Raw genomic sequence first — 13,144 nt, forward strand, 5'->3', positions numbered from 1 at the left:
AAATCTTGTCGGGGCGAGGAACGCTATGGTGCTCAAAATCGTTAAAACCGTCTGGCCGGTGATGCTTACCTATGTTGCGATAGCCGCGCCGTGCGGAATGATTATGGCGCAGACGGGAATGGAACCCTGGATGGTTTTTGCCCTGAGCAGCACGTTCGTGACGGGCAGCGGGCAGTTTATGATCTGTAATCTGTGGCTAGCAGGCGTGCCTGCGGCGTCGATCGTCGCGAGCGTCGCCGCAATCTCCTCGCGCTTTGCGCTTTACTCGGCATCGATCGCACCGCATTTGAGGGGTGCTTCGAAGCGTCAGACGCTGGCTGTTGCCGCGACACTTACCGAGGAGGCATACGGCATTTCGCTTGCCAAGTTGGTTAAAGGGGAGGATTGGGGTCCGCTCGAGTCCTTTGTGCTCAACGTGATCCTCATCGCAACATGGGGCGTTTCGTGTACGACGGGCGCCATCGTCGGCGCCGTTGTCGATGTTCCCACCGCTATTGCGGGTTTTGTCTGCACATCGCTCTTTATCTGCCTACTCTTTTCGCAGCGACTGTCGCGCGGCAATGTCGTAGCTGCCGGTTTGGCTGCGGTGTCCGTCGCCATATGCAAGTTCTTGGGGTGGACGAATATCGCCGTGCCGGCAAGTGTGCTCGTCGGCGTTGTCACGGCACTCGCGTGCGATGTCCTCGCCGAGGGAAGGGGCGCTCGCGATGCCCGTTAATGAGTTTTTGGTCCTATGGCTGTCGTCATGGGCGGCCATCGCGTTTTTCCGCATTGCCCCGGCGTTTGCCTTGCGCGGGAGAACGCTGTCGCCCCGCGTTACCGAGGCCTTGAGTTATATTCCGCCTGCCGCCTTTGCGGCGCTGGTTGCCAACGATTTGATAAGCCCTGGCGCTTTCGACGCCGGCTTGTGGCAGGGCTTGATTCCCTGGATTGCGGCTGTCGGCGTCGTGGCGGTGGCAATCAAGACAAAGTCGATGTTGTGGTGCTGCGTCTCGGGCATCGTGTTCTATATCGTTTTGAGCTTCATATAAGAGCGGGGCACGTTTAGCGTCCCGGCACAACGAATCGAATTTCTCACCGAGCCGGTCTGCTTCTTCTGGTACCATGGTCAAACTTTACTGTAGCAAAGTGTGACGTGGGCTTTTGTTCTGCGTCAGCGGAAATGGGGGTTTCATGGCACAGGAAGCGACCGCCAACGAGCAAAAGAAATTCAAAGTCCCGCGTATCCCGGGTGACATCATGATCTACCCGATGATCGTTGGCCTTTTGCTCAATACCTTCTGCCCGCAGGTCTTTGAGATCGGCGGCTTCTTTACCGCCGCCTGCCGCGGTGGTTCCAACACCATCGTCGCCGCGATCCTGCTGTTTGTGGGTGCCGGCATCAGCTTTAAGTCCACGCCGGGCGCTATCAAGACCGGCATCGTCGTGCTGATCCCCAAGCTTGTTGTTGCGGCCGCGTTGGGCCTGGGCGTCGCGTACTTCTTTAACGATAACCTTTTGGGTCTGAGCTCGGTCTCCATCATCGGCGGCATTACGTTTTGCAACATGGCGCTCTACACGGGCATCATGGGCGAGTTCGGCGACGAGTCCGAGCAGGGCGCTGTCGGTATCCTGTTCTTTACGGCCGGCCCCGCCGTCACGATGATCATCCTCGGTGTCTCGGGTCTCGCCAACATCCCCGTCGGCACCATCATCGGCTCCATTTTGCCGCTTGTTATCGGCATGGTTCTGGGCAACTTGTTCCCGTTCATCAAGAACCTGCTGGTTCCCGGCGCCAATCCTGCGATTGCCGTTATCGGTTTTCAGCTCGGTGCGTCCATGAGTCTTTCGAGCTTTATCACCGGCGGCATTTCGGGCATCCTGCTGGGCCTCATCACGCTCTTTATCGTCGGTCCCATTACCTTTGCCTTCGAGCGCCTGTGCGGCGGCAATGGCAAGGCCGCTGTGGCTTGCTCCACTATCGCCGGCACGGCTATGACCACGCCGGTCGCCCTCGCCGAGGTAGCTCCGCGCTATGCCGAGCTTGCGCCCACCGCGTATGCGCAGATCGCCACCGCCGTCATCATCACAGCAATCATGGCCCCGATTCTGACCGGCTGGGTCGACAAGAAGTTTTGCCAGGGCAAGGAGGATCTGTCGCCTGCCGGTGTCGAGGCCATCGAGGAGGCCGTCGCGACCGACATCGATGGCGAATAGCAATCGCTACCAATCAATGATGCCGGAGTGCAATTCGCGCCGTTTGAGCGCCCGAACGATGACTGTTTTGCAGTGACGTTCGGGCGCTCTGCTATGATTCCCCCTACCCCTGCGGGTAGGGGGTGTTTGTTGCCCAGACCAGAATCGGGCGATTCTGACCACTTGAATATTGAAGGGATGGCGTCTAGTGGTTAAGGCACTCAAAATCGAGATATTCCTGCTATGCATGATTGTTCTTATCGGGCTTGCCGCACGAAGCCGCCGCTCCTTGTTCTCGAGCACCCAGCAGCTTCTGTTTAGCATGCTGGGCTACACGTCTGCAGCCTACATTTTCTTCGATATGATCTGGACGCTCTCGGACGGCGTGAGCACTCCTGTAGGCATCACGGCCAACTGGATTTCCAACGCGGTCTCGTTTTCGCTGTTCGCCATCGCGTGCCTCATTTGGTTTTTCTATTCCGAGACAGTGCAGGGCTCACGCCTTTTGACCGCGCGCTATAGGGTGGCGCTCGTGACGTTGCCAACCGTATTGGTGGTCGTGCTGGCATTTACCAGCTACTGGACGCACACTATGTTCTATATCGATGCACAGGGCGTATATCGTCGCGGAGCGCTTTATATGATTCAGCCTATCGTTAGCTACTGCTACATCATATATACGTCTTTGCATGCCTTTATTCAGACTCGAAAAGTCGAAAGTCTGCAAAAGAAGGCCATTTATCGCACCCTCGCCTTTTTTGCGGTTCCCGCTCTGGTGGGCGGTACCTTCCAGGTTTTGTTTTCGGTACCGGGCCTTTGTGTCGGTATAACGCTGAGCATCCTGCTGCTCTACATCATCTACCAGGAGCAGCTGATCTCGACCGACCCGTTGACTGGCCTCAACAATCGCAACCGTTTTGAGACCTATATGCTGTCGCTCTTTTCAAATGTGGATCAGGCCGAAGATGTATATCTGCTTATGATGGACGCTGACGGCTTTAAGCAGATTAACGACCGGTATGGACATGTTGAGGGCGATCATGCCCTCCAGGTCATATCTGCTACGCTCAAAGAGGTCTGCTCGGCGTCTGGTGGCTTTATCGCACGTTATGGCGGCGATGAGTTTGTGGTGCTTCAAAAGGCGACGGCGGAGCAGCACATCATGTGTCTGTGCGCGGCAATCAGCGACGAGCTCGCGCGCGCCGAGGTCCCGTATCTGTTGCGGATGTCCATCGGCTACGCACGGGTTGGTGATGGCGTCGATACCTGGCAAGACTTGCTTCGCGCTGCCGACGCGGAGCTCTACCGCGTAAAGCGCGAGAAGAAGAAAGCCGGCGTCCAGATACGCTAGAAAAAAGGGCGAACGCTGGCGTGCGTTGCGGCCCTCAGCTCACCGATGTACTCCATTAAGCTAAAGCATGTGAATCTCCTCTACTAAATAAGGGCAGTTCGTTAGGCCTTTTTGGGTTTGTTGACGATGATGATGCCGCCGCAGACCAACAGCAGGGCAACGATGACGGTAACGGGGCTCGTGCCAGCGCCCTCGCCGAGCAGCAGCGCGCTCAGCACCACACCAAAGACGGGGTTCATAAACCCAAAGACCGAGACGCGGCTGACGGGGTTGACGGCAAGCAGGCGCGACCACAGCGAGTAGGCGACCGCGGAGATAAGCGCCATGTAGATGATGAGCGCGATGGCGGGGGCAATCGCCGTGGGGGAGAGCGCGCCACCCATCAAAAAGCCGATGGCGGTGAGGACCAGGCCGCCGACCAAGAACTGCCACCCGGCAAGCAAGACGCCGTCGTGCTCGCGCGAGAAGATACCGATCAGGCAGGTCGAAAGGGCACCCGCGACGGTGGAGGCCAGGATAAAGCCCTCGCCGTCGAGCGCAAAGCCAAAGGTGCCGTCCGCGCCCGAAAGGTTGACGAGCGCGACGCCGGCAAAGCCCAGCATACAGCCAAGCACCTTGGCCGTATCGAGCTTCTCGGTGCGAAACGCCAGGGCGGCAAAGAGGATTGCGAGGAAGTTGGCGCTGGCTTCGATGATGGAACTCGACATAGCGCTTGCCCGGGAGAGACCAAGGTAGAAAAAGAAGTACTGGCCGATGGTCTGGAAGAGCGACAAGATGCAGATGGGCTTGATATCGCGCGCTTGCGGAACGAGTGGACGGCGCTGAGCCGCACTCATCCCAACGATAACCAGGGCGCCGGCAAGCGTGAAGCGCAAGCCCGCAAAGAGCAGCTGTGAGGCGCTATCGTGAGCGGGGATGCCAAAGAGGCCGTAGCCGATCTTGATGCAGGGGAAAGCCGACCCCCAGAGCGCACAGCAGACGAGACAGCCCAGGATGAGTCCGGGCAGGGTGGCGAGATACGGCTTGCGGCTTTCCATGATGTCCTTCCTACATGCGCGAAGCAAAAAAGAACCCGCCACCGGATGCGTCGGTGGCGGGTGATGTTACCCGAAGGGATTGTACCCGATGGGAAAGGTTTAGGCGAAGTAGGCTACGCCGCCCTCAAAGATCGGCATGAACTTGTCGCCGGGGACATGCTCGGGCACGTTGCGGTACAGGTTGTCGCCGCGACGCTCGGCATGGCCCATCTTGCCCAGGACGCGGCCGTCGGGGCTCGTGATGCCCTCGATGGCGAGTGCGGAGCCGTTGGGGTTGACGGAAAGATCCATGCCGGGCTTGCCGTCCTCGCCCACGTACTGCGTAGCGACCTGGCCGTTTGCAATCAGCTGGGCGAGCACTTCGTCATTGGCGACAAAGCGGCCCTCGCCGTGGCTGATGGCGACGGTGTAGGGGTCGTCCAGGCTGCACTGCGACAGCCACGGGGACAGGTTGGACGAGATGCGGGTGCGCACCAGGCGGCTCTGATGGCGACCGATGGTGTTGAACGTCAGCGTGGGCGCATCGGGCGTGGCGTCGACGATGTCGCCGTAGGGCACCAGGCCGAGCTTGACCAGGGCCTGGAAGCCGTTGCAAATGCCCAGCATCAGGCCGTCGCGGGCCTGGAGCAGGTCGCGGACTGCTTCGGTGACCTCGGGAGCGCGGAAGAACGCCGTGATGAACTTCGCGGAGCCATCGGGCTCGTCGCCGCCCGAGAAGCCGCCGGGGATCATGACGATCTGGCTTGCACGGATGCGGCGGGCAAGCTCGTGGGTGCTCTCGGCGACGGCCTCGGGCGTGAGGTTGTTGATCACGAAGGTGTCGGCCTCGGCACCGGCGGCACGGAAGGCGCGGGCGCTGTCGTACTCGCAGTTGTTGCCGGGGAACACGGGGATGATCACGCGCGGGCGGGCGATCTTGGCGCCGCCGTACACGTGGATGTCCTTGGCGCGGAAGTCGATGGTCTCGACCTCGGGGGTCTCGCCGGCGCTGCGGTAGGCGAAGACGCTCTCGATGCCGCTCTCCCAGGCTTCCTGGAGCTCGGCGAGCTCGATGACCTCGGAGCCGGTGTCGATGACATAGCCCTCGACGGTGGTGCCCAGGGGCTCGACGACAACGCCGTCGGCGACCTCGGGCAGCTTGGCGTCCTCGGCGAGCTCGACGATAAAGCTGCCGTAGAGCGGGGTGAAGAGGCTCTCCACGTCCACATCCTCGGCAAGCTCGATGCCGATCTGGTTGCCGACGCACATCTTAAAGAGGCTCTCGGCGCCGCAGCCGTAGCCGGGCGTGGAGACGGCCAGGGCGTCGCCAGTGGCGGTGAGCGCCTCGACGGCGTCAAATGCGGCGAGCAACTGCTGGGCGTCGGGTCGGTAGTCCTCACCGTAGGTAGCGGGGGCGATGCGGACGACGCGGTGCGTCAGGCCCTTGAACTCAGGGGAGACGGCGCGCGCCGCGCGGCCCACGGCCACAGCGAAGCTGATCAGAGTCGGCGGAACGTTGAGCTCGCCGGCTTCGTCCTCAAACGAGCCGCTCATGGAATCCTTGCCACCGATGGCGCCGGCACCCAGGTCGACTTGGGCCATGAGGGCGCCCAGGACGGCCGCCGTGGGCTTGCCCCAGCGTTCGGCCTCGGTGCGCAGACGCTCGAAGTACTCCTGGAAGGAGAGATAGGCGCGCTTGTGCTCAAAGCCGGCAGCCACGAGCTTGGCGATGGACTCGACCACGGACAGGTAGGCGCCAGCAAACTGGTCGGCTTCCATCAGGTAGGGGTTGAAGCCCCATGCCATGGCGCTTGCCGTGGTGGTCTCGCCGTCCACGGGGAACTTGGCGACCATGGCCGAGCTCGGGGTGAGCTGCGTCTTGCCGCCAAAAGGCATGAGCACGGTCGCGGCACCGATGGTGGAGTCGAAGCGCTCGGAAAGGCCCTTGTTGGAGGCAACGTTGAGGTCGGTGACAAGCGAGGTCATGCGCTCGGCAAGTGTGGTGCCGGCCCAGCTGGGCTGCCACACGCTGCGGGCGCACACGTGGGCGACCTGGTGCTTGGGTGCGCCGTTGGAGTTGAGGAACTCGCGGGATAGGTCGACGATGGCGACACCGTTCCAGGCCATGCGCATGCGCGGCTCGGCGGTAACCTCGGCGATAACGGTCGCCTCCAGGTTCTCCTCGGCGGCGTAGCCCATGAACTCCTCGACGTCACCGTCGGCGACGGCGCAGGCCATACGCTCCTGGGACTCGGAGATGGCGAGCTCGGTGCCGTCCAGGCCGTCGTACTTCTTGGTCACGGTGTCCAGGTCGACATACAGGCCGTCGGCAAGCTCGCCCACGGCGACCGAGACGCCGCCGGCGCCAAAGTCGTTGCAGCGCTTGATCAGGCGACAGGCGTCGCCGCGGCGGAAGAGGCGCTGCAGCTTGCGCTCGACCGGGGCGTTGCCCTTCTGGACCTCGGCGCCCGAGGTCTCGATGGACTCGGTGTTCTGGGTCTTGGAGGAGCCGGTGGCACCACCGATGCCGTCACGGCCGGTGCGGCCGCCCAGCAGGATAATCTTGTCGGTGGGGGCGGGGCACTCGCGACGCACGTGGTTTGCCGGGGTAGCGCCCACGACGGCGCCGACCTCCATGCGCTTGGCCACGTAGCCGGGGTGATAGAGCTCGTTGACCTGGCCGGTGGCAAGGCCGATCTGGTTGCCGTAGCTGGAGTAGCCGGCGGCGGCGGTGGTTACGAGCTTGCGCTGCGGCAGCTTGCCCTCGAGCGTCTCGGAAACCGGGACGGTGGGGTCGCCGGCGCCGGTGACGCGCATGGCTTGGTACACATAGCTGCGGCCCGAGAGCGGGTCGCGGATGGCGCCGCCCACGCAGGTGGCGGCACCGCCGAAGGGCTCGATCTCGGTCGGGTGGTTATGGGTCTCGTTCTTAAAGAGGAACAGCCAGTCCTGGTCCTCGCCATCGACATCGACCTTTACCTTGACGGTGCAGGCGTTGATCTCCTCGGACTCATCGACATCGGTCATGACGCCGGTCTTCTTGAGGTACTTGGCGCCGATGGTGCCCATGTCCATGAGGCAGACGGGCTTGGCGTCGCGGCCGAGCTCGTGGCGCATCTCCATGTAGCGGTCGAAGGCCTGCTGCACCACGGCGTCGTCGATCGTCACGTCATCCAGGACGGTGCCGAAGGTGGTGTGGCGGCAGTGGTCGGACCAATAGGTGTCGATCACGCGGATCTCGGTGATGGTGGGGTCGCGATCCTCATCGCGGAAGTACTGCTGGCAGAAGGCAATGTCCGCCTCGTCCATAGCAAGGCCGCGATCGGCGATAAAGGTGGCAAGGCCGGCCTCGTCGAGCTCGCGGAAGCCGTCGAGCACCTCGACGGGTTGGGGCTCGGGCGTCTCCATGTACAGCGTCTCGGGCAAGTCGAGCGAGGCGATGCGCGCCTCGACGGGGTTCACCACGTAGTGCTTGATGGCCTCGATGGCGGCTTCGTCCAGAGCGCCCGAGATCATATAGACCTTGGCGGAGCGCACGGCGGGGCGCTCGCCCTGGCTGATGAGCTGCACGCACTCGCTGGCGGAGTCGGCGCGCTGGTCAAACTGGCCAGGCAGGAATTCGACGGCAAAGACGGCGCTATCGCTTGCGGGGAGCTCGTCGTAGGTCACATCGACCTGGGGCTCGCTAAAGACGGTCGGCACGCAGGAGCGGAAAAGCTCCTCGTCGATGCCCTCGACGTCGTAGCGGTTGATGATCCTCAGGGCCTCGATGCCCTTGATGCCGAGAATCTCGGTCAGCTCGCCCTTGAGCTGCTGAGCCTCGACGTCGAACCCGGGTTTCTTCTCCACGTAGATACGAGAGACCATTGGTTCCTGCCTTCCTGATCGGTTGGGCGTACGGTACGGTATGCGGCAGCGGTCGGTTTGCGGGGTCTGCCCTGCGGTCGCCTTGAGCCACATGTTTGTAAACCTCACTATGATACGACAGCTCGCGGCGCGTTGAGGACGGCGAGGGTGCTACAGTGATGCGCAAACAAGAGAAAGGCATCACATGGCATTCGTTTCACTCGCCATCATCGCGCTCGTGGCCTTTGCAAGCCCCTTCATCGCCTCGGCGATTCCCGGAAAGCCCGTTCCCGAAACGGTCTTTTTGCTCGTGTTCGGCGCGGTGCTGGGACCCCATATGCTTGGCGTCATCCATGTAGATGCCGAGGTCTCGCTCGTGTCAGAGCTCGGTCTGGCATTTTTGTTCCTGCTTGCCGGCTTTGAGATCGATCCCAAGAACATCACGGGCGTCGAAGGCCGCTACGGTATGGCCACGTGGGCTGTCACATTTTGTATCGCCTGGCTTGCCGTGCGCTTTACCCCGTGGTTCTCGGTCAGCCATTTCGACGGTATCGCCGTGACGCTCGCCTTGACCTCGACGGCGCTTGGAGCGCTCATGCCCATCTTGCGCGAGCGCTCGCTCACCGGCACGCGTGTGGGCGACTCGATTCTCGCGTATGGTACTTGGGGCGAGCTCGGTCCCGTGCTCGCCATGTCGGTGCTGCTGTCTGCCCGTACGGGCATCGAGACGCTTGTGATCCTTGGCCTGTTTGCTGTGGTCTGCGTGTTGCTGGCCGTGGTCCCCAGCCGCTCCAAACGCATCGGCAGCCGTTTTTTCGCCTTTATTCAGGAGCGCGCCGATACCACATCGCAGACGTTCGTGCGCCTGACGGTGCTTATTTTGGTCACGCTCGTGGCGTTTTCCGCCATTTTTAGCCTCGATATCGTGTTGGGCGCTTTTGCCGCCGGCTTTGTCCTGCGCTACATCATCCCCGAGGGCAACCATACGCTCGAGACCAAGCTCGACGGCCTGGCCTACGGCTTTTTGATTCCGGTGTTCTTTACCGTATCGGGCGCGAAGATCGATCTGACGGCCGTGGTGTCGCGCCCCGGGCTGCTCGTGGGCTTTATCGTGGCGCTGCTGATTATTCGTGCGGTGCCCATTCTTATTTCCATGAGCATTTGTTCTGCGACGCGCGATGTGTCGGCGTATGGCCGCATCACCGTGGCGCTCTACTGCACCACGGCGCTGCCGATCATCGTTGCCGTGACAAGCGTGGCCGTCAACGCGGGCGCGCTGTCGCAAGATATTGCGTCGGTCATGGTTGCCGCCGGTGCCATTACGGTGTTCTTGATGCCATTGCTCGCGCAGCTCTTCTACCGCGTGGTCGATGCCGCACCGGTCGCCGCCGTGGCAGAGGTTGCCGAGCATCCATCCGATGCGCTCGACATCCTGCGTGCCCATCACGATTTGGCGAGCCTGCTCGCACGCGAGCACGAGCTGCTGACCTCGCATGGTCACGGTCGCGTATTCGAGGGTCTGCCTACGCTCGATACGATTGCCGAGCGTCTTTCCGCCGAGGCGGCGAGCGGCCACATCGATGCCCGCATCGTGGACGCGGCGCACCTGCTTGCCGATAAGACCTATGGAGACGAGATCGACACGTCCGAGCTGACTCCGCATGAGCGTCGCCGCCTGGAGCGCGCCAAGCTCGCCGTGCGCGAATACCGCCGCCGCATGCTGGAGCTCTATGCGCGCGATGAAGCCCAGGACGACGACGGTAAGTAGTAAGGAATGCCGGGATACGGGTTCCGTCCAAATAATAGAAGGCGCGCTGCCTGCGGTTGATGCAGACAGCGCGCCTTTTGCGTTGGGCCTCGTTGAGGTTCGAAGTCGTGGCTTGTGGCCCCTTAGGAACGGGCGGCTCCGTCGACGGGGAGCACGGCGCCCGTGACATAGGAGGACATGTCGCTCGCAAGGAAAACGAAGGCGTTGGCAACGTCCTCGGGCTCGCCCATGCGACCCAGGGGAATGGTGGCGATGATGGGCTTAATAACCTCTTCGGGCAGGTTGGCGACCATATCGGTCTTGGTTACGCCAGGCGCGACGGCGTTGACGCGAATACCCATGGGGGCGAGCTCGCGCGAGAGCGACTGGACCATGCCGTTGACGGCAAACTTGGACGTAGGATAGCCGACGCCGGAGGGCTGGCCATACTTGGCGACCATTGAACTCGTGGTGGTGATGGTGCCGCCGTGGCCGGCCTCGGTCATGATCTTGGCGGCAGCCTGGTGACCATTAAAGACGGCGACGACATTGAGGTCCATGACCTTTGCAAACTCTTCTGCCGTGTAATCCAAAAGGGGCGAGCGCTGGGAGATGCCGGCGTTGTTGACGACCGTGTCCAAGCCGCCCATATCGGCGGCAGCCTGGGTAAAGGCCTCGGTTACGGCTTCGAGCGAGGTGAGGTCGCAGGAGCGACCCCAGACCTTGGCCTCGGGATAGGCGGCTGTCAGCTTCTCAACGGCCGCGTCGGCAGTCTCCTGGCGCGAGCCAAAGACGGTGACGGCGGCGCCTTCCTCGATAAAACGGCAGGCGATGGCATAGCCGATACCGCGCGTGCCTCCGGTGATGATTGCTTTCTTGCCCTCGAGCAGCATATCGCTTCCTCTCTTATGCGGATGGATACTTGCAGCACAGCATAGTGGCGGCAAAAAACAGCTGACGCCGCATATCGGTAAACGGTATCCACGGTTGTTGACGAACGGTCAAGTTGTTCAAACGTTAGTCGACCACTTCGTGCAAAAGATGCAACTAAAAGGGGCTCCCATCCAATCGGACGGGAGCCCCTCATGCGTTATTTGATTTGCCGAGAATCAGGCTAGTTGGCCATGACGCCTTCGGTCCAGGCCTCGACGTCCTCGATACGCAGGACGTTGGCGACCTCGGCCACGCAGTCGACGCTGGCAAGCTCGGCGGCGGCAGCCTGGACGTCCTTCTCGAGCGCGCGGTGCGTCAGGAAGATGACCGAGCAGGCATCGCTGACGCCCGACTTGCCGTCCTCGACCTGGTTGATGAGCGAGATCGAGATGTTGTGCTTGGCAAAGATATCGACCGTCTCGGACAGGGCGCCCACGCGGTCGGCGACCTTCAGGCGCACATAGTACTTGGTCTGGATCTCGTCCATGGGCTTAAAGGCGAGGTTGTGGCCATAGGGCTCAATCTCGGGCAGCGGAGCCACGCCGCGGCTGATCTGCTCGGAGAGCGACAGGATATCGCCCACGACGGCGCTCGCGGTGGGGAAGGAGCCAGCTCCGGCACCGTAGAACATGGTCTCGCCTACGGCGTCGCCTACCACGTAGACGGCGTTCATGGCGTCGTTGACCTTGGCGAGCATGTGGTCGGCGGGGATCAGCGTGGGGTGCACGCGAACATCGACGCCGGCGTCGGTGTTGCGGGCGATACCGAGCAGCTTAATGGTGTAACCGAGCTCGCGGGCCTGGGCGATGTCCTCGGCGCCGATGGTACGGATACCCTGCTGGTACACATCATCAGTGGTAACGCGGGTGCCAAAGCCGATGGAGGCGAGGATCGCCGTCTTGCTGGCGGCGTCGAAGCCGTCGACGTCGGCGGACGGGTCGGCCTCGGCATAGCCCTTGGCCTGCGCGTCGGCAAGTACGTCGGCGTAATCGGCGCCCTCGGCGTCCATGCGCGACAGGATATAGTTGGTGGTGCCGTTGAGAATGCCGGCGATGGTCAGGATCTTGTTGCCTACCAGGTCGTGCTCAAGCGTGCTGACAATGGGGATGCCGCCGCCGCAGCTGGCCTCGCACTTAATCTGCACGCCGCACGCGCGCGCCTTCTCGGCGAGCGTCTCGACGTGACGGCCCAGCAGAGCCTTGTTGGCGGAGACGACATGCTTGCCGTTCTCGAAGGCAGTGGTGAAGATCTCGGTTGCGGGATGCTCGCCGCCGATCAGCTCGACGACGATGTCGACGGCGGGGTCGGTGACGACGTCGTGCCAGTCACTTGTAAAGGCCTCGCGCTCAATACCGGCTGCTTCGGCCTGCTCCCAGGCAAGCGCGCAGGCGCGGGTCAGCTTAAGGTCGATGCCGTAGGCTGCCAGGTACTCATCGTGGTGGCTCTTGATCAGACGGGCCACGCCGCCTCCGACGGTTCCCAGACCGATCAGACCGACGTTCACGGTGCGCAGGGGTTCGCTCATAGATAGCTCCTTCGTGCATCTTATGGATGGATTAACCGCTTAAAGGTTGAGTGCATTCTAGCGTGAACCGAGGGCGCGTGCTCGCCAGGCAACAGGAGTCGCACAAAACGGCACCCCCGAAACGCTGCGGAAACATTGGAAACATGCTCGCTACAAACGGAACTCCGTAACAAACTGTCAACGTTTACACCATAAGGTTTGCCCTGTGCGACTGGGGCATGCAGGCGCTCGTCGGCCCCGTCACCACCGGTGCCGCCGTCGCCGTCTCGTGCGAGATCGCCGATGCCTTTGCCGAGCAGGCCAAGGCATCCAAGCTCGACATCGTCGATACCGTGACCTTTAAGGACGACTCCTCCACGAGCTTTATCAACCAGCCGACCAAGGCCATACGCAAGATCAAGATCGAGGGCCTGACGGGTGAGCTGACGTGGAACGACGAGGGCCAAGTCGAGAAGCCCTCTACGGCCTATGTGATTCAGGACGGCAAGTACATCGCCGCCTAAGTGCATATAACGAGACCGGTGAGGCCGTTTTATTCAGGGCAGGGACGC

10 protein-coding genes are annotated in these 13,144 nt (G+C 61.9%); 6 read left to right on the top strand and 4 right to left on the bottom strand.

The window, feature by feature from the left end:
• The first annotated feature begins 25 nt into the window (after positions 1-25).
• From ACKUUJ_RS07300 to ACKUUJ_RS07315, 4 genes are all read left to right on the top strand, one after another.
• The gene (locus tag ACKUUJ_RS07300; protein WP_055250651.1) at positions 26-718 is read left to right on the top strand and encodes an AzlC family ABC transporter permease; all 693 of its coding nucleotides are present in this window, start codon (positions 26-28) and stop codon (positions 716-718) included.
• Positions 708-1,031 carry an AzlD domain-containing protein gene (locus ACKUUJ_RS07305; protein WP_409065172.1) on the top strand — a complete coding sequence of 108 codons (324 nt, stop codon included), beginning with the start codon at positions 708-710 and terminating at the stop codon, positions 1,029-1,031. Before ACKUUJ_RS07300 ends, ACKUUJ_RS07305 begins: the two co-directional genes overlap by 11 nt.
• Positions 1,032-1,173: 142 nt before the next feature.
• Positions 1,174-2,196, top strand: coding sequence for a 2-keto-3-deoxygluconate permease (locus ACKUUJ_RS07310; RefSeq protein ID WP_055250648.1), 1,023 nt, complete (start codon positions 1,174-1,176; stop codon positions 2,194-2,196).
• A gap of 187 nt (positions 2,197-2,383) precedes the next feature.
• Positions 2,384-3,526 (top strand): GGDEF domain-containing protein, encoded by a 1,143-nt coding sequence (locus tag ACKUUJ_RS07315; protein ID WP_409065173.1) that lies wholly within the window; start codon positions 2,384-2,386, stop codon positions 3,524-3,526.
• Between the two features lie 101 nt (positions 3,527-3,627).
• Here ACKUUJ_RS07315 and ACKUUJ_RS07320 read toward each other — a convergent pair whose 3' ends face one another.
• Entirely contained in the window at positions 3,628-4,563 is a 936-nt protein-coding gene (locus tag ACKUUJ_RS07320) for a DMT family transporter (RefSeq protein ID WP_409065174.1), read from the bottom strand.
• 99 nt (positions 4,564-4,662) lie between these two features.
• Positions 4,663-8,409, bottom strand: a complete 3,747-nt coding sequence (locus tag ACKUUJ_RS07325; protein ID WP_409065175.1) for a phosphoribosylformylglycinamidine synthase — start codon at positions 8,407-8,409, stop codon at positions 4,663-4,665.
• Between the two features lie 184 nt (positions 8,410-8,593).
• On the opposite strand from ACKUUJ_RS07325, the gene ACKUUJ_RS07330 reads away from it, so the two are divergent.
• Positions 8,594-10,156: a cation:proton antiporter gene (locus ACKUUJ_RS07330; RefSeq protein WP_409065176.1), complete on the top strand. Its 1,563-nt coding sequence runs from the start codon at positions 8,594-8,596 to the stop codon at positions 10,154-10,156.
• Positions 10,157-10,278: 122 nt separating this feature from the next.
• Here ACKUUJ_RS07330 and ACKUUJ_RS07335 read toward each other — a convergent pair whose 3' ends face one another.
• On the bottom strand, positions 10,279-11,028 hold the full coding sequence (locus ACKUUJ_RS07335) for an SDR family NAD(P)-dependent oxidoreductase (RefSeq protein ID WP_409065177.1): 750 nt from the start codon (positions 11,026-11,028) through the stop codon (positions 10,279-10,281).
• Positions 11,029-11,249: 221 nt separating this feature from the next.
• The gene (locus ACKUUJ_RS07340; RefSeq protein WP_409065178.1) at positions 11,250-12,593 is read right to left on the bottom strand and encodes a homoserine dehydrogenase; all 1,344 of its coding nucleotides are present in this window, start codon (positions 12,591-12,593) and stop codon (positions 11,250-11,252) included.
• A 218-nt stretch (positions 12,594-12,811) separates the two neighbouring features.
• On the opposite strand from ACKUUJ_RS07340, the gene ACKUUJ_RS07345 reads away from it, so the two are divergent.
• A complete protein-coding gene (locus ACKUUJ_RS07345; RefSeq protein WP_409065179.1) occupies positions 12,812-13,096 on the top strand; it encodes a hypothetical protein in 285 nt (94 codons plus the stop codon).
• Positions 13,097-13,144 lie beyond the last annotated feature (48 nt).

This window comes from Collinsella sp. wc0583 (assembly GCF_046116915.1).
Taxonomy (GTDB): Bacteria; Actinomycetota; Coriobacteriia; order Coriobacteriales; family Coriobacteriaceae; genus Collinsella.